This window comes from Bradyrhizobium sp. BRP22, from assembly GCF_020194175.1.
Lineage (GTDB): Bacteria > Pseudomonadota > Alphaproteobacteria > Rhizobiales > Xanthobacteraceae > Bradyrhizobium.
On the sequence record NZ_JADYVX010000062.1, the window covers coordinates 1 to 17,143 of the forward strand.

A 17,143-nucleotide genomic window follows, 5' to 3' on the forward strand; every position below is an offset into this window, starting at 1 on the left:
CGACCGAATTCACCTATCAACGGGAGCGCCCGGATCTGATCGGGATGATTAAGCGCATCCCCAAGAGCAGGTCTCGAAGATTGGACGGAAAGCCCCAAACGTACACGACATGCGGAATATTGATGCATTAGAGCCTTGCGGTGACCCTCGGGGGCTCAGCGCTGTGAAGTTCTGGACCAGAAAGAAATTCAGAGGGGTCGCTGCGCTCAGACGCGAGGTCAACCTGACACGGATCCCCATTGAAACTAAGGAGAGCATTCGGTGGCTGGAGAACCGCAAGCAATCCACGGAGCTTTTCGAGAAGCCATCGCAGTGCATCCATATCGGTGACCGTGAGGCCGATATTTAATGAACTGTTTTGCGTCGCCCAAGAGGTTGGAACGCATTTCTTGGTAAGGACCTGTGTCAATCGCCTGGCAGGCGATGGCGATCATACCATTGCAACGATAATGGACGAGGTCGTGGTCAAAGGTCTCCACCGGATCGAAGTCCAAGATAGCAAGGGCAATCCAGACCAGGCTGTTCTTGAAATCCGGTATCGTAAAATCCGTATTCTGCCACCGATAGGCAAGCAGTCGCGGTATCCAGCTTTGACTTTGACAGTGATCCACGCTGATGAAAGAGGAGCGCCAAAGAACAGAAAGAAGATTGAATGGAAACTCCTGACCGATCTTCCGGTGCAATCGCGCAGGGATGCGTCGAGAAGCTCGAATGGTATTCCCTGCGATGGAAGATCGAGGTCTTCCACAAGATACTCAAATCCGGCGGTAGGGCAGAGGACTCGCAACTGCGGACTGCTCAGCGATCGACGAATCTGATCTCGGTATTCTGCATTGTGAGCTGGCGCATTTTTGGATGACGATGCTCAATCTTTCAGCGCCAAATGCCTCAGCGGAATTTGTGCTGACCAAAACTGAAATCCAATTGCTGGATCGGCTCGTCAAAGACAAGAATCGAGTCAGCACACAGCGAAAGACATTGTCGCATTATCTCATCAAGATCGCCAGGCTCGGCGGCTATCTCGCCCGCGCCAACGATCCGCCACCAGGGAATCTGATCATGTGGCGCGGATTGTCGCGATTCATCGATATCGCAACGGGAGCAACACTCTGACCTGCCACTGCGTATTTCCTCCAGAAGGAGTTAGAGTCCGGCCCGAACAAGGACGGACAGATGAAGCGAGCAAGGTTCACGGACGAGCAGATTATCGCGGTATTGAAGGAGCATGAGGCTGGGGCGAAGACAGCCGACCTGGCTCGCAAGCACGGTGTTTCCGAAGCGACGATCTACAACTGGAAGGGCAAATTCGGCGGCATGGAGGTTTCCGAGGCGAAGCGGTTGAGGGCCTTGGAAGAGGAGAACGCGAAGCTGAAGAAGCTTCTGGCCGAGCAGATGCTCGATGCGGCCGCGCTTCGCGAGCTGCTTTCAAAAAAATGGTAGGGCCCGCCGCCAAGCGCGCTGCGGTCGCGCATCTGCAGGCCGTCATGAGCCTGTCGGAGCGGCGGGCCTGCTCGATCGTGGGTGCGGACCGGAAGATGATCCGCTATCGCTCCAGCCGCCCGCCGGACGCAGTTCTGCGTGGCTGATTGCGCGATCTCGCCAACGAGCGGCGGCGTCTCGGCTATCGCCGCCTGTTCGTCCTGCTGCGGCGGGAGGGCGAGCCATCGGGGACCAACCGGATCTACCGGCTTTATCGCGAGGAAGAGCTTACCGTCCGCAAGCGGCGGGCTCGCCGCAAGGCCGTGGGAACCCGGGCTCCGATCCTGGTGGAGGCTAAGCCCAATGCCCGCTGGTCGCTGGACTTCGTCCACGACCAGTTCGCCAACGGGCGGCGCTTCCGCATCCTCAACATCGTCGATGACGTCACCAAGGAATGCCTGGGCGCCATTCCGGATACGTCGATCTCGGGACGGCGCGTCGCCCGCGAACTGACGGCGATCGTCGCACGACGTGGCAAGCCAGGAATGATCGTGTCCGACCATGGCACCGAGTTCACCTGCAACGCCATGCTGGCCTGGAGCAAGGACACGGTTATCGACTGGCACTTCATCGCGCCAGGAAAGCCGATGCAGAACGCCTTCATCGAGAGTTTCAATGGCCGGATGCGCGATGAGCTGCTCAACGAGACTCTGTTCTTCGATCTCGATGACGCCCGCGCCAAGATCGCCAATTGGGTCGCCGACGACAATCTCCAGCGTCCCCACTCGTCGCTGAAATACCTCACCCCCGCGGCCTACGCCGCCCACCTCACCGCAACGGACGATCGGCTGCGCAACCCCGATCAGCTCCGCCGATCGTCCGTTGCTACAACCGCGCCACTTGGCGTACAAAACCCCGAGGCTCTAACTGCCGCTGGATGAAAATGCAGTGGCAGGTCAACTCCGACTCAAAAATGTGGTTAATCGTAAGCTTCCTCGTATGCGTACCGACAATCTCATCAAGTTAACAGTGTACCCCTGGCCCTGCCAGCGAAGCTGCAACGATCGGCAATGCCGAACTGGTTGGTCGAGCCGCCACTGAGGCGCCCATTCGTTGCCCGGGCAGGCCCTCAAGACATCCCTGGAGACCCCCCACTCCGTGTACATGCCGGTGATCCAGGGGATAAAGCGCCGAATTAGCCGCGATGCCAAGCCTTTACATCCTTCTTCCTCCAGGCCATTTCCAACACGACGTCTACGAGCTCACAGTCTTCGACGTCCTCTGAGGCTCACCGCCTCATCGGGGCAGCGTGGTCGCGCTGAAGGCCGCCGAAGGGACTCCACCGATCATAAGCTTTAAGTAAATACGATAGTTGGGCAGCTGCAACAGATCGAGTTCATCGAATCGACTCTGAAACTCCCGCGCGAGGTAGGTCGCATCCTCTGAACCAACCCGAAAGGAAATGATCGTCCCGGCGTTGCCGAGAACCGCATGACGGACATCTGGTTCAAGCTGATGAAGGTATTGGTGGGCGACGGTAAAGCCGACCCGATACTTGCGAAGCTCGGAGAACATGTTCGCCATGGCGAGCGTCGTAAAGTTTTGAAATTCGTCAACATAGACAAAGAAGGGCCGCCGCTCGTGCTCGGGCAGTTCCGCGCGACTAAACGCTGCAAGCCCGAGCGTAGTGACGAGCAATCCGCCCAGGAGCGACGAGCTGTCCTCGCCGATTTGCCCTTTGAGACTGGGCAAGTAGTGACAGCTATCGGAGGGAGCCGAGGGCGAAGCGCCTGGTCAGGAACTGGACCGCTACATTTGACCAGAATGCTTCGAGAGAGGGCCGGAGGCGGCCTGTAGGGAGGCTTTGGGCAGCCAGAGGCGATCGGAAGGCCTTTGCGATGCGGGCCAGGAAGCCCTCGAAGCCGAGGATATTGAGCACACGGGTCAAATTGTAGCAGAGCGCCATCAGGCTCCATTCACCACGGACCTTGTTGAAGCCGCGAAGGAGGAAGTGGCGGTATCCAGCGCGGCATTTGAGAGTGCCGAAGGGATGCTCGACGATAGCGGACCGGCGTCGCATCAACTCGTACGCACCTTCCATCCGTGCACGATGGCGTTCGAGGACATCTTCGTGCTCCCAGCGCGCGATGATCCTCGACCTTGCCTTCGGGGAGAGACAACGCGCTCTGAGCTGGCATGTCTTGCAAGTTGCGCTGCTGCTAGCATAGCGAATCTCGGTGCGGCCGCTTGTGTTCTGCCAGCGTCGCTCCATCGGATGCAGCAACTCGCCGGCCGGACAAGTGTAGGCATCGACGGCACCGTCGTAGGTGAAGTCGTTGAGGCTGAAGCGACCCTGCTTCGCAAGCCGGCCTGCTGCTGCGGGCACTGGCACATAGGCTGTGATGCCATCGTCCTCGCATGCCTTCAGTTCGAGACTGCTGTAATAGCCTTCGTCGGCCAGCGCCTGCAGCGTCTCGGCGTCGAGGGCCTCCTTTGCCGCTTTGCCCATCGCATGAAGCTGACGAACGTCGCTGCTGCCGTTCACCACCTCGCTCTCGACAATGAGCTTGTGTTTGTCATCGACAGCGATCTGCACGTTGTAGCCTGCGACACTCTGGCCATTCTTGACCAAAAGCCGGGCGTCCGGATCGGTTAGTGATATCTGCGTCTCGCCGCTCTCTTCCAGCCGGGCAAGGTCGCTCTGCGCGCGCGAGCGCTTGGCCATCAGCGCCGCGACCTTGGCGCCAACATCGTTGCCATCGTCACCCCCGCCATGGCCCGGACCGTCAGTGCGATCCGTCTTGGCTTCCACGGCATCGTTGTTCTCAACAGACTTGCCGTAAGCCTCGATCTCCAGGTCCAGTTTGGCGATCTGTTCGGCAAGCCTCTTGCGCGTGAAGATGGAAGCTTTGCTGGCGTCGCCGTGGAAAAAAGAACCGTCGATCGCGACCACGCCGCCGCCAACCAGACCAAGCTCACGCATGACCAAAACGAAGCTGCGGTTGGCCGCCTTCAAAGCAGCCCAATTCGCCTTGCGGAAGTTGGCGATCGTCCGATAGCCTGGCTTCAGGTTTTTGAGCAGCCAGATCAGCTCCAGATTGCGGCACGCTTCCCGTTCCAGCCGACGCGACGACCTGATCTGGTTGATGTAACCGTAAAGATAGAGCTTCAGCAGGTCGGCGGGATCATACGGTGGCTGCCCCATCTCGTCGGCGGTACGGTCCGCATGGCGGAAACCCAACTTGGCAAGGTTGAGCGCGCATACAAAGGTCTCGATTGCCCGGACCGGATTGTCTGCCCCGACATAGTCATCAACCCGCGGGGGAAGCAGGCTGGCTTGATCCCGGCTCTCGCCGGCTTTGAATGCGCGATTCGTCATCAGCCAAATCGTACATCAACTCCAGGAAAAGCCGAGTTCTTGCCCAGCCTCTTTGGCCAGGTTCACCAACAGTACTTTGCCTCCATCCATGATTTGCCGCACGTGGAGATCATGCTCGGGAGCGGTTAGAAGTCTGTTGAGTATTGGATCTGAAAGGAAGGCCCCGACCTTGTTCTGGATCGGCGCTGTGCTGTCGGCACGGTAGCCGAACGAGAACCGCTCAAACTCTTTTATGAAGAACGTCCTGACCGTCTCATTCTTCAACTGTCGCGCAATCTCGGCGCGGAACTTCCGGTCCGACAGGATGCGCAGCACGTCGTGCATCGTGGCGTGCGGTTGCTCCAGCAGTGCCATCAAAACATTGCGCAAGATGTGCTCCATGCGCACGCCCCATGCATCCGGCCACATTTTCTTGAACACTTCGATGAAGCCAGAAGCGGCAAGTGCAATTCGATCGTCGCGAACATGCCGCAGGGGATTGTACCCATACGGCTGCAATGGGTCGCTGGCATTCAAATAGATTACATCCGATGTGCGTCTCACCGGCACTCGACTCGCGATCCGCTCCATCAGATCGCCGTGAGGGTCAATAAGCGCCAACCCGCGCCGCCGTTCCATGTCCTGGAGCGCCATCGTCTCGATTAAGGTCGACTTGCCGGTACCTGTCTTGCCAATGATGTAGACGTGTGAGAAACGGTCTTCGTCCCTGATGCCAAAGAGTCGATCGTCACTTCGGTGGTCGGTGCGTGCAAAGTGCGTAACTGCTGCCGGCATGGGCCATATCTTCCCGCAGCATGCGCATTTGCACAGAGGGTGTAGCGCCTCTGAATGCCACGTCGGCCTCGTGACCGAGGAGCACGATCCCCCGTCTCCACTCGTTTCTAGCTAACGGCGAAAATCATCCAAGCCTTTGATCTTTGACGTTCCGCCCCGCGATCCGGGACCTGCATGCAGGTCCGGGTCTCGGTGGCGAGGCGGAGGCATCGCGACGAGCGTCCATACGGTCGATTGAGCATTTCTTCTAATTTCGCTCAGTGGTGGACGCTCGCTCCGCCTCGCCATCGAGCACCCGAATGGTTCGGATGCCCGTAGCGAGGAGGACTCGATGTCCAACATTGCTCTTTCCCAAAAAGCTCAAAAGCTGATGAAGCTTTGCGACCAGAAAGACTTCCATAACCTCGACGATCTTCTGCTGGCGGCGCTCCTCAATAGCGGCTGCCCTGCGATCTGCATGACGGAGGGCTGCGACCACACCGCCGAGATGGAGCCCGACCAGGATCAGGGGTTCTGCCAGGCGTGTGGTGGCAACATGCTCGTGTCAGTGCTTGTGCTCGCCGGTCTGATCTAGGAGACCGGCCATGCACGTCCGAAACGTCTATCACTGCGCAGAGTGTGGCCGCGAGTGGACTGACGTCTGGTGCGCCCAGTGTGACGATGACTGTCCGCACTGCGGCGCCCGTCACCACTCGCCCTGCAAGAGCGAGGACGCGGAGGAGAGCGATCATGAATAATATCGCCACGGTCTCTTGGTTGCGCCGCATTCGGGTGCTCAACGACTTCTTCCGCGCGACCTTTCTAGGCGGCAGGGTTGTCGTCAGCACGGGAGTGGCCGCACTGCCACTGGACGTGAAAGCACACGTTCTCATCGAGGTTCAGCGGTTTGCGGACTTCGACGCAGGCAATGACCCACACAACGAGCACGATTTTGGCAGCTTCGAGCTTGCAGGAGAGACATTCTTTGGAAGATCGACTACTATGACGTGCTCTGTCAGTCCGGGTCCGAAGACCCGGCCGACCCTGAAAAGACCACGCGTGTTCTCACGATTATGCTTGCGCAGGAGTATTGAGCAAAACGGTTGTCGTCCTTCTTGCCCCGCCGATCGCGGGGCATTTTTCAGTATTGTTCGGCGGGGACGACATGGTTGGGGATCGACTGTGCCGGTCGGAGAAGCGCCTTGCAATGATTCTTGGCTCTGCTTGTCCAACGCGTCGAAGCCTCCACAGTGGCGCATCCTGTGGTCGGCGGATAACGCAAAGGTCTGACCTCCAGCGCCTCGCCCACCGAGGAACAAAACCAGAGGCCGCAGGAGGAGTAGTTGAAATCGCTCCGCGGCGAGAAAGCACATCGCCGGAGTCCGAGTTGGGGGCCATAACCCGCCACAGAAGGGAGTCTCTGAGGTTCTCTCGATGAGATCGAGTAACTTTGGACTCTCGTATTCGGCGCGCTGGTGCGAGACGCGTGCAAAGCGTCTCCTTCGAATATGGAATATGAGCGTCGCTTGATGCTTGTCAATGCTCCGACCGCGGCACACGTATAGAAGCAATAGGCAGCGGGCCGTTTCGCTCTCCAGGAGAGAGGGGCGCCGACCGAGTGCAGCGTTCATGGTGAGCCAGAACATTGCAGCCAACGATCATGCAAATATAGCTCCGGTGACGACGTTACGGGCCATCGCCAAGGCGGCTTAACCAGGTTTGGTCTACCTCCTCATAAAGAGGTCCCGGCCGGCCATTTTGTGAAAGTTCCAGTCCGATCCCACGTAGTACAGCTTCCATCGCGTTGGAATTTTGTCACCAGCTACAAGGCCGCTCCAGATTGTGATTGTTCTGCAGTTCGGAGCTGTGGGTGATGTCCAATTGACGTAGAAATCTATTCTGTTCGCTGTGACGTTGCCCGCCATAGCATAAGGCTGTCCCCGGCAAGAAAATCCAGCCGCGTTGTTCACATACGTTCCCGTGAAATTGCCTGTTGATGCGTCTACCGCCTGTATCGAAAGAATCGAGCCCCTTTGATTCACCCATGTAGAGGGGACTGCTAACTGCGCGTGAGCCGGTAGAGATACAATGGCGAAGAGGAGCAGCACAAACAAGCGGGTCAAGGTGTTCTCCTGCAAATGCAACTGGCCTTGTTTAATTATAGATCCGTCTCATGAAGAACACGTGACCAGTAACAACAAAATAGGAGAGGTACACACTAGTTGCGCCCACGTCCGGCAGAACAGGATCGCCGGCGCACGGTTCAGTGATCATGCTTGCTACCTGCTGGATTGCGCCGGGTGGTCACTGACTCGTCCCTTGCTCTGCGGCTGAACTCTGAAGTCGTCGATACGCTTTCCGAGTTTCAACTGCGCGACCAACCACCGCGGTTGCTTGCCTCGACCTGTCCAGGTCGCTGATGGCTGATCGGGATTCCAGTATCTTGCCGGCGGGTATGACCGACCCGCTGACGCCAATTGCCTCAGGCGCTCGTCCATACGCAGCTTTTCCTGCTGGATCTTTTGCTGCAAGAGTTGAGAGACCTCAACGTGCAAGGTCCAGAGCTCGTCAACAGTCATCCGTTCCAATTCGGCTCCTTTCACGACGTTCCTCCATCACGTCCAAGCCCGGCGACGATGCTAATGTATCACTCGGCGAGCTTCGCCTCTGCTTCCGGTGAGCTTTGAATTCCGCTAGGAGCTTTTCGGGATCTAGAGTTTCCGCCCGTCTGACCTGCTCTCGGAGCCAAAGTAGCTCGGCAAACTGTTCGCCTGGCTCGAGCGCGCACTGTGCTCGTAGCAGTCCATTAAACGAATTGGCCAACGGCGGGGCTCAACCATTAAGCTCGGCAGACGTCTTTATCTTGCCTGCGCCCCGCGACGAATTGAGCAATATGAGGCGTGTCCGACGTCGCGGGTGACGCGCAAGGCCGAGCGCTCCCGGTGCTGCAGCCGATGCTCAGCCGGCGTCCGGGTTTTGCATCGTCGAGCATTGCGGCAAGCCGCCTTGCCCGCTAAGAGATTAGTGGCCTGCAGATAAGTCAAGAATTCGCGGCCAAGTTCGGTTATTCGAATCCGATCTCCAGATCGCTCGATCAAGCCGGCCGTCAGAGGGTAGCGTATCCACTCTACAAACGTATTCTTCTCATAGAAATCTGGATCACCTAAGCAGGTATCTTACTCAGTTAGATTCTCAAAAAGTTGACGAGCTAGGAATCTGGGTAGAAATGGAGCATGGCGGCACCCGCGGGAAGTTATGCGGGAAAGTGGGTGATGACGGCCTGAGAGAGGCGGCGTATCGAGGCGGGTGTCGAAGCCTCCCAGAACCTCTCGAGGAGAGCGATACGCCATGAATGAGACTACCAACATTGTGCCGCTCCGTCACCCCGACGAGATCGAGGATCCACTGACCAGTGTCCTGCGCGCCGGTGCGCGGCAGCTTCTGGCGCAGGCCGTCGAGGTCGAAGTCGAGGCATTTCTTGCCACGGTGAAGGATTTGGAGCTTGCCGACGGACGCGCCCGTGTCGTGCGGCATGGTTACGGCCCGGCGCGAACGATTGCGACCGGCATCGGCCCGATCGAGGTGGCGCGGGCGAAGATTCGCGACCGCGGGGCGGCCGGCGATGACGAGCGGATCCGGTTCAGCTCGGCGATCCTGTCGCTGTGGGCGCGGCGGACCAGAACTCTGGATGCGCTGTTGCCGGTCTGTACCTGCGCGGCATCTCGACCGGCGATTTCCAGGAGGCGCTCACGGCCTTGCTGGGCAAGGACGCGCCCAACCTGTCACCCGGTGATTTCCCGCCTGACGGCGTCGTGAAGGCGAGTACGAGCGCTGGCAGAGGCGCGATCTGTCCGCGCGCCGATATGTGTACGTGTGGGCTGATGGGGTCTTCCTGCAGGCCCGCATGGAAGACCATGGCGAATGCATGCTGGTGCTGATCGGCGCGACGCCGGAAGGCAAGAAGGAACTGATTGGCTTTCAAGTCGGCGTGCGGGAGAGCGCACAGAGCTGGCGCGAGCTCCTGATCGACATCAAGCAGCGCGGGTTGCAGATCGCCCCGGAAATTGCCGTCGGCGACGGCGCGCTCGGCTTCTGGAATTGGCGATCGAGGTCTTTCCCGGCACGCGACACCAGCGATGCTGGGTGCACAAGACCGTCAATATCTTGGACAAGGTCCCGCTCTCGGTGCAAGCCACCATGAAGAAGGATCTGCGCGAGGTCTATTGGGCGCCGAAGCGGGTGTCCGCCGAAGCAGCGATCGACGTCTTTGCGGAAAAATACCGCGCCAAATACGGCCGGGCGGTCGAGTGCCTGGTCAAGGATCGCGAAGCCCTGCTGGCCTTCGACGACCTTCCCGCCGAGCATTGGGATCACTTGCGCACGACGGATGAGATGGACAAGCGATTTCTTCATGGCCGAGACGACGATTGCGGAGATCGCTGTAAATGCATTCTTTTGTTCGGCTGCACTGCGCCATTCTTCCGTCCCAGCCACCGATCTCGCAGCTGCCGCGCGCAGGGGCAGTCAAGGCTGACCGCATTTGCGGCCATCGCAAGGCGTGGCGTTGACCGGCCCGAGCACGGCGGCACGCTGGCGTGAAATGGGACGGCATTCCTGGCGGGGCTCTAGCAGGCTGTTGAAGAACTCAGCCGCGCTCGCAAACGAAGGCTGAATCGTCGCCGTTGTGTATGTAGAAATGGCCGACGAGCCTGCCCGCAGTGCCGATCATAGCCCATCTGCGCGCAGGACGGATCATTCTCGTCGTGTCCTTCCCATGAGAACTCGGCGCACGCCGATCCGTCGCGGGTGCCGTAGCGCACGTCCAGGAAGCGCTTGAGAGCCCCAAAGGCGATTTCGCCATCGGACTTGCCCTGGAAGGTGAGATGCGCCTCCTCGACGAGGTCGAGAAAGTCGTTGTTCCAGACGTCCATCTCGACGATGCGCCAGCGGCCGGCAAAGGCCTTGGCGAAGCCGGGCACCTTGGCCATCAAGTGGCCTCCGCGATCAGCTTGGGCAGCCGCACCAGATTGTAGGCGGCGGCAGTGAAGGTAAAGGCCCATGCGACGCGATCACGGCCACGGAAGCTGGTCTTCTCCTGCCCGGCGACCGTCTTGATCCAGCCGAAGGCCTCTTCGATGCGCTTGCGGATGCGCTGGCTGACCGCATAGCCGCCGTGCCGGGTCGTTCGCCGGTCAATTACAGAGCTACGGCCGCTGGTGTTCTGTGCAACATGCGGCGTCACATTCATCGAGCGCAGCTCATTGACGAAGTCCTCTGAATCGTAGGCTTTGTCGGCGCCAAGCGTGATCGCTGTCAGCCGGTCGGCACGAGGCTCGATCATGTGCAGCGCAGCCACCCGCTCGGCATGGCCGTCGGCCTGCGTCAGGCAGGCGTCGACCAGCAGGCCGTGGCGGTTCTCCATCAGCCCGTGCCCGATGAAGCACAGCTTCGTCTCTTTGCCTTTGCCCTTGCGGTACAGCCTGGCGTGCGGATCCGTGGTCGAAACGTGGGTGTCGTTCGAGCGTTTCTGGCCATGGAAGTCCGCATCCGCATTGCGCCCGCCGCCTTGCGCCGGCGGCTCGCCAGAGAGGCGCTGGCATTCAGCTTAATGGACTCACGATTCTGCCGACCGAGTTTTCGCTTTCCTTCGATGAGTTTCGCACCACCTATGCTTGTCGCCTCATCTGGCGACAAGGCGACTTCATCGGGGTGGCATTCCAAAATGCAGGCCGTCATTCAACCCTCGTGGAGCCAGATAGAAGGTCCCCTTTGCGCTAGAATCGCCCTATTGGTGAGTCGCCTTCTGGCCGGCTGTGCAATTCTTTTAGTTGTACGTCCGGTTCTTATCTATTATAATTTGTGCACTCTAGATCAGGTATTTCAGTATGAAATCATCATTCTGGCCTGAAGCCGGGGTGAGGGCTCGGCTAGTTGTAGCCGCCGCGCTCTGCGTGGCCTCGCGGTCGTCACAGGCGTGTTCGGCGCAGAGCGCCTATCTGACTGTCGACGGCGACGTTCAAACGAAGATTGCGCTGTCGGAAGCAGACTTCAAGGCGTTGCCTCGCAGCAGCATGACCGCGAAGGAGGAGTCAGGAAAAGACCAGCATTTCGAAGGCGTCGACCTCGCTTTGGTGCTCATCTCCGCGGGAATACCACTTAAGACGGACCTCAAAGGAGCCAACGTCGCGAAGTATCTTCATGCCGAAGGAACGGACGCCTGCGCCGCCGTATTTTCGCTTCGGGAATTCGACCAGCAGGCATTTCTGATTGCCGACACCTTGGAGGGAGCTCCGTTTAGCGCCGCAAACGGGCCCCTGCAGATGATCTCTCCCAATGAATCCCGCCATAGTCGCTCGGTAAGCACCTTACGCTTCTCAGGATTAAGACCACGCAGAAGTAGCCTCGAAGCCACTAATGGGGGCGAGTGAAATCATGAGCTTGAAACTCAATTCGCACGCGAAATTTTTTCGCATTCGCGATTGCAACGTTGTCGTTCGCTGCGTCCGATCTGGCAGCAAAATGTCCCGACCCCGCCGGTCCTGGATACGTCGCAGCCGCGCAAACACAGTTTAACTGTTCAAGCGCACGCGACCTTGTCGGCGGAGCCGGCGAGCGAGAGTTCCGCGCACGGTTCGATTTTCCGACCGATCCACCCTCGGCGGTCAACTTACCATGGAAGAATATCAAGTTCGAGGAGCAGGCCGAGGCGTATCTCGGGGCCTTGCTGGCTTACGGCATAAAGGACAATAGCGATCCCTCTATCGATTGGCGAATAGAAGACAACACCAAAAGCAGATGGTGCCATGCGCCCTGGTTCCACAATCAGCGTGAGCGCCTTCGCGGCATGACGTTGGAACGGGGGGCGCGCATCAAGGAGTTACACAGCGGACAAAAGAGCCAAGCGCGCAACTGGGCCGTGGGCTTCTACAATGATGTAGGATGCTACTCGATCGGAAAGGTCTGGAAGGATCAGGCGTTCCCCAAGACCAAAGACTTTGCGTTCTTGGACGGGGCGTATTCGATCAAACTTCTGTACACGACCGCTTCGGTAGCCGAAGTGCCTTACCTGACTGGTTCGAAGGAATGGATTGCCGCCATCAACAATGACGGATCCGTCGAGCGGATGCGTCTACTGCAGGTGGACATTGCGGTTCGCGACACGAACGCTGACAATTTCTCGGGATGGCTGTTTGGGACATTTATCTATGACGCTTACGCGCCTGGCGCCACCGTCTGGGAAAAGTTAGTGCCGGTGGGACTAATGTGGGGCAATGATCCCGACCTGACGTCCCAGGCCTACGAAGAGCGGGGCGGAACCCCGAAGCAAGCATGGCTCAATCCTGAAGTCGCGCGGAAGTTCTTCGATCTGCCCAGGCACAATCTCGGCCTGCACGGGCGCGTGAATGGTCCCGTCGACAATTTTAAGGCCGCGTGCCTTGCCTGCCATGGGCGTGCACTCGACTGGGGCCGGGCCGTGCTGCGGGGTACTCCAGCAAACGACGAGGCGAACGCGCTGCTCCCCCTGGCTCCATCTCCCTACGACGACGCTTCGGTGAAAAACTATTTCCGCAATCTGAAGCCGAACGTCCCGTTTGTGGCAGGCACCCAGCCACTTGATTTCTCCCTCCAGGTCTCGGGCGGCATTGCCAACTTCCGCGCTTGGGTAGCAACGGCTTTTCCTCAAGAAAGCGGTAACACAAGCGATGTCCCGCCATACAAATTCAAGTCGGACGGCACGACGTCTTTTAGTCAGACTCCAGACCCGTCCATAATGCGGGCTTCCGAACGTACGCCGCGCGCCGGTGGAAACGAGCAGTTCATCCGTGGCGAGGATTAGCCCTCAGCACTTTTCCGGATAGGATGAGTTCATGGGAATGGTTTGCTGAAATGCACGACCTGGCGAATCAGTCCCCCTTGTCCTGTTTGGACACGCCGTGACAATGAATTCGAAGGCAAAAGTGTTCGACGATGGCTTTTGTGTGTATCGCTGATGACGTCATCGCAGCTCTCGGCAGAAAGGCAGACGGCCTTCCCGAGGAGTTTGCACGCGCTGCAGCGATTGGTACGGGCGGCACCATCTTCCCGAGGCAAGTCGATAGGCGGCAGTCTCTAAGATTGCAGAATCGGGCTTCTTGGTTTCGATCAATGACAGATTACCGCTTGCTGCGGCTTTAACGGCGAAGTCAGTTATTTTTCCGCCAGATCCTGAGAACTTCCCTCCGCCGACCGAGAATTGATCCCTATCATGACTATGGGGAGTCCGAATGCGAGCTTCAATATAAAGGGGTTTTGACCTGCCACTGCGTATTTCCTCCAGATCGAGTTAGAGTCCGGCCTGAAGAAGGACGGACAGATGAAGCGAGCAAGGTTCACGGAAGAGCAGATTATCGCGGTGTTGAAGGAGCATGAGGCTGGGGCAAAGACTGCCGACCTGGCTCGCAAGCATGGAATCTCCGAGGCGACAATCTACAATTGGAAGGCCAAATTCGGCGGCATGGACGTCTCTGAGGCCAAGCGGCTGAAGGCGCTGGAGGAGGAGAACGCGAAGCCGAAGAAGCTCCTGGCGGAGCAGATGCTTGATGCGGCCGCCTTTCGCGAGCTTCTTTCAAAAAAATGGTAGGGCCCGCCGCCAAGCGCGCTTGCGGTCGCGCATCTGCAGGTCGTCATGAGCCTGTCGGAACGGCGGGCCTGTTCGATCGTCAGCGCTGATCGGAAGATGATCCGCTACCGCTCCCGCCGCCCTCCAGACACGGGTCTGCGTGGTCGATTGCGCGACCTCGCCAACGAGCGGCGGCGTTTCGGATACCGCCGGCTGTTCGTTTTGCTGCGGCGGGAGGGCGAACCATCGGGGATCAACCGGATCTACCGGCTTTATCGGGAGGAAGGGCTCACCGTCCGCAAGCGACGAGCCCGCCGCAAGGCCGTGGGGACCCGGGCCCCGATCCTGGTGGAGGCTAAGCCCAATGCCCGCTGGTCGCTGGACTTCGTCCACGACCAGTTCGCCAACGGGCGGCGCTTCCGCATCCTCAACATCGTCGATGACGTCACCAAGGAATGCCTGGGCGCCATTCCGGATACGTCGATCTCGGGACGGCGCGTCGCCCGCGAACTGACGGCGATCGTCGCACGACGTGGCAAGCCAGGAATGATCGTGACCATGGCACCGAGTTCACCTGCAACGCCATGCTGGCCTGGAGCAAGGACACGGTTATCGACTGGCACTTCATCGCGCCAGGAAAGCCGATGCAGAACGCCTTCATCGAGAGTTTCAATGGCCGGATGCGCGATGAGCTGCTCAACGAGACCCTGTTCTTCGATCTCGACGACGCCCGCACCAAAATCGCTAACTGGGTCGCCGACGACAATCTCCAGCGGCCTCCCTCGTCGCTGAAATACCTCACCCCCGCGGCCTATGCCGCCCACCTCACCGCAACGGACGACCGGCTACGCAACCCCGACCAGCTCCGCCGATCGTCCGTTGCTCCACCCGCGCCACTTGGCGTACAAAACCCCGAGACTCTAATCGCCGCCGGATGAAACTTCGGTGGCAGGTCAGTTTTCTACGAAAAACGTTTGCAACGCTTCTTCGGCAAGCCGCTTTTCTAACGTTCGGTTGAGACGCTCTATGGCTCTATGAGCTCTTCGAGGGAGACAACTTCAATCTCTCGATTCAAATCAAACAGAGTGCGGGGGTCGCTCTGGGGATGTCCCGATCGCTGTTGAACTGCGTCGGGCCGACGTTGCCGGAATGAATATTACGCGGCCCTCGTGACGTGGGCAACGGAGTTGATCGTCATGCGATTGTGGCGAGCTTGAAGGGCCGCACGCAGAACCGACAATTGCTTATGTGCCTTCAATCGTCGGAAGCCCTTGCTGGCCTCGATCATGCCGGCCGCGACCCATCGCAAGGCCATGGCATCCCGCCGCGTTTGACGTTGCGCGTGACGGGGCGAATGGTGCCCATCATGTTCTCGGCGATGTTGGTACAGGCTAAGCCGATACCCTTGGTTCGGGGTTAGATTAGATGTGCGAAGAAGCCTCCGGATTGAACGGAGGTTCGGGATGGGATTGGACGGCAAAAAGGACGTCCATTTGGACAGCTCGTCAGTTGGGGCGGACAGCCGGCTTGAGGTGCTTGAAGGACCCTCCGAACGTCGTGTGCGTTCGGAGGCCGAGCGGGCTCGGATCGTCGCGGAAAGCCTGCTGCCCGGTGCTCAGGTGGCGGAGGTGGCGCGCAGGCACGGTGCGACGCGTTGGCAGATTTACGATTGGCGACGACGCTTTCGGCAGCGAGGCGAATTGCATCGTGCGAGGCTTCGCGGCCGCCGTTCGCCGCTGGTCGTGGAGGGGCCGTTAGAGGAGCGTCACGTTCCGGCAGTCAAGCTCGAGATTGCGATTGGCGACGTCGTCGTGCGGACGGACGCGGCCATAGACGGCGAGCAACTGTCTCAGTTGATCCGCGCGGTGCGAGCGTCACGATGATCGCGCCCGGTGCTGATCTGAAGATTTACATCGCGACGCGGCCGATCGACTTCCGCTGTGGCCATGATGGGCTGGCTGCGAAGGTACAGGAGATGCTTCGTCTCGAGCCGTTTAGCGGCGCGGTCTTCGTGTTCCGATCGAAACGAGCGGACCGGATCAAGATTTTGGTCTGGGATCGAACCGGCCGCGCGACTGGACGAACTGCTCCCTTGGCCGTCGATCTAGACGATGCATGCACACTATCCGAGGCTGGCGGCATGAGCCTGAACACGACCGCGGTCCGGATCAAGGTGACCCTCAAGGACGTGAAACCGGAGGTGATGCGATGCCTTGTCGTGCCGCTCACGCTGCGCCTTGATCGGCTGCATCTGACGCTTCAGGCGGCGTTTGGCTGGACGAATAGCCATCTCTTCGAGTTCCTAGCTGGCGAAGGACGTTAGGGTATCCCTGATCCCGATGGAGATGTTGGCCCTCAGCCCATCGATGCCCGCAAGACGCGGCTCTCCAATATCGTTCAGGAGACCGGCGCGAAGACGATCCATTATCTCTACGACTTCGGCGACAGCTGGGATCACGTGATCAAGCTCGAAAAGTGGTTCGACAACACGACAACGGAGGGACTTCCCCTCTTGCTCGAGGCCACCGGCCGTTGTCCTCCGGAAGATGTCGGCGGTGCGTCAGGCTATGCCGAGTACCTCGACGCCATCAGCGACCCCACCCATCCGGAGCACGAACAAATGCGCCTCTGGGGTCCGGAGCAGTTCGATCCCAACGTCGTCGACCGGAGGGCGCTCGAAGCCGCCGTCAACACATTGTCGGAAATATGGAAGCCGCGCCGGCTCACCACGCGCTCAAAATAGACGTCAAGTGCCAATCAAATGGGCCTCAGAGCTACGCTTACTGCCGATGGAGTCTCTCCGACGATAGACGGCCCCGGCGCACGACGTTGCCGGACGACAGACCCGTGCCCACCATACCGCGACGGTCATCCCCCTGCGAATGGCAGGCCCGCATATCGCCAATTCGTGACAACAATTCATCGAGTTGGACCGCTCGCGGGCTCGGTTCCGCAAACACCTGTCACATTACCGAATCATATTCTTGTATAAG

Annotated in this window: 9 protein-coding genes and 8 pseudogenes; 10 read left to right on the forward strand and 7 right to left on the reverse strand. The window is 59.1% G+C overall.

The features are described from left to right. Positions 1-855 precede the first annotated feature (855 nt). Together I6F35_RS38000 and I6F35_RS38005 are read left to right on the forward strand one after the other, a co-directional pair. On the forward strand, positions 856-1,113 hold the full coding sequence (locus tag I6F35_RS38000; protein ID WP_225122735.1) for a hypothetical protein: 258 nt from the start codon (positions 856-858) through the stop codon (positions 1,111-1,113). Between the two features lie 60 nt (positions 1,114-1,173). Then, positions 1,174-2,360 (forward strand): annotated as a pseudogene (locus I6F35_RS38005) (IS3 family transposase). A 355-nt stretch (positions 2,361-2,715) separates the two neighbouring features. Here the strand turns inward: I6F35_RS38005 and I6F35_RS38010 are convergent. From I6F35_RS38010 to I6F35_RS38020, 3 genes are read right to left on the reverse strand one after another with little or no spacing between them, the layout of a single operon-like run. Continuing rightward, complete coding sequence (locus I6F35_RS38010; protein ID WP_225122736.1) at positions 2,716-3,171, reverse strand: type IV secretory system conjugative DNA transfer family protein; 456 nt, start codon at positions 3,169-3,171, stop codon at positions 2,716-2,718. A 10-nt stretch (positions 3,172-3,181) separates the two neighbouring features. Beyond that, entirely contained in the window at positions 3,182-4,798 is a 1,617-nt protein-coding gene (locus I6F35_RS38015) for an IS1182 family transposase (protein WP_225122737.1), read from the reverse strand. 15 nt (positions 4,799-4,813) lie between these two features. Then, positions 4,814-5,572, reverse strand: a complete 759-nt coding sequence (locus I6F35_RS38020; RefSeq protein ID WP_225122738.1) for a type IV secretion system DNA-binding domain-containing protein — start codon at positions 5,570-5,572, stop codon at positions 4,814-4,816. Positions 5,573-5,903: 331 nt separating this feature from the next. On the opposite strand from I6F35_RS38020, the gene I6F35_RS38025 reads away from it, so the two are divergent. Together I6F35_RS38025 and I6F35_RS38030 are read left to right on the forward strand one after the other, a co-directional pair. Continuing rightward, the gene (locus I6F35_RS38025; RefSeq protein ID WP_225122739.1) at positions 5,904-6,146 is read left to right on the forward strand and encodes a hypothetical protein; all 243 of its coding nucleotides are present in this window, start codon (positions 5,904-5,906) and stop codon (positions 6,144-6,146) included. Positions 6,147-6,301: 155 nt separating this feature from the next. Continuing rightward, positions 6,302-6,645, forward strand: a pseudogene (locus I6F35_RS38030) (DUF3768 domain-containing protein). Between the two features lie 1,185 nt (positions 6,646-7,830). Here the strand turns inward: I6F35_RS38030 and I6F35_RS38040 are convergent. Beyond that, a complete protein-coding gene (locus I6F35_RS38040) occupies positions 7,831-8,130 on the reverse strand; it encodes an H-NS histone family protein (RefSeq protein WP_225122744.1) in 300 nt (99 codons plus the stop codon). Positions 8,131-8,899: 769 nt separating this feature from the next. Here I6F35_RS38040 and I6F35_RS38045 point away from each other — a divergent pair. Next, positions 8,900-9,949 (forward strand): annotated as a pseudogene (locus I6F35_RS38045) (IS256 family transposase); the annotation flags it as partial. Between the two features lie 247 nt (positions 9,950-10,196). On the opposite strand, the pseudogene I6F35_RS38050 reads toward I6F35_RS38045, so the two are convergent. Continuing rightward, positions 10,197-10,539, reverse strand: a pseudogene (locus I6F35_RS38050) (hypothetical protein). Continuing rightward, positions 10,539-11,138 (reverse strand): annotated as a pseudogene (locus I6F35_RS38055) (transposase); the annotation flags it as partial. The pseudogenes I6F35_RS38050 and I6F35_RS38055, both read right to left, overlap by 1 nt. Positions 11,139-11,436: 298 nt before the next feature. Here I6F35_RS38055 and I6F35_RS38060 point away from each other — a divergent pair. From I6F35_RS38060 to I6F35_RS38070, 3 genes and pseudogenes are all read left to right on the forward strand, one after another. Further along, positions 11,437-11,979, forward strand: a complete 543-nt coding sequence (locus tag I6F35_RS38060) for a molybdopterin-dependent oxidoreductase (protein WP_225122740.1) — start codon at positions 11,437-11,439, stop codon at positions 11,977-11,979. Between the two features lie 59 nt (positions 11,980-12,038). Next, complete coding sequence (locus I6F35_RS38065; protein WP_225122741.1) at positions 12,039-13,388, forward strand: hypothetical protein; 1,350 nt, start codon at positions 12,039-12,041, stop codon at positions 13,386-13,388. A 516-nt stretch (positions 13,389-13,904) separates the two neighbouring features. After that, positions 13,905-15,088: pseudogene (locus I6F35_RS38070) on the forward strand (IS3 family transposase). 218 nt (positions 15,089-15,306) lie between these two features. Here the strand turns inward: I6F35_RS38070 and I6F35_RS38075 are convergent. Beyond that, positions 15,307-15,545: pseudogene (locus I6F35_RS38075) on the reverse strand (IS256 family transposase); the annotation flags it as partial. Positions 15,546-15,613: 68 nt separating this feature from the next. Here I6F35_RS38075 and I6F35_RS38080 point away from each other — a divergent pair. Continuing rightward, on the forward strand, positions 15,614-16,033 hold the full coding sequence (locus tag I6F35_RS38080; protein ID WP_225122742.1) for a transposase: 420 nt from the start codon (positions 15,614-15,616) through the stop codon (positions 16,031-16,033). Continuing rightward, positions 16,030-16,893: pseudogene (gene tnpB / locus I6F35_RS38085) on the forward strand (IS66 family insertion sequence element accessory protein TnpB). Before I6F35_RS38080 ends, tnpB begins: the two are co-directional and overlap by 4 nt. Positions 16,894-17,143: the final 250 nt, after the last annotated feature.

Coding starts and splice junctions, on each gene's coding strand:
- I6F35_RS38020 (WP_225122738.1), bottom strand. CDS start 5,572: ATGCCGGCAGCAGTTACGCACTTTGCACGCACCGACCACCGAAGTGAC.
- I6F35_RS38000 (WP_225122735.1), top strand. CDS start 856: ATGACGATGCTCAATCTTTCAGCGCCAAATGCCTCAGCGGAATTTGTG.
- I6F35_RS38040 (WP_225122744.1), bottom strand. CDS start 8,130: ATGACTGTTGACGAGCTCTGGACCTTGCACGTTGAGGTCTCTCAACTC.
- I6F35_RS38080 (WP_225122742.1), top strand. CDS start 15,614: ATGGGATTGGACGGCAAAAAGGACGTCCATTTGGACAGCTCGTCAGTT.
- I6F35_RS38015 (WP_225122737.1), bottom strand. CDS start 4,798: ATGACGAATCGCGCATTCAAAGCCGGCGAGAGCCGGGATCAAGCCAGC.
- I6F35_RS38060 (WP_225122740.1), top strand. CDS start 11,437: ATGAAATCATCATTCTGGCCTGAAGCCGGGGTGAGGGCTCGGCTAGTT.
- I6F35_RS38025 (WP_225122739.1), top strand. CDS start 5,904: ATGTCCAACATTGCTCTTTCCCAAAAAGCTCAAAAGCTGATGAAGCTT.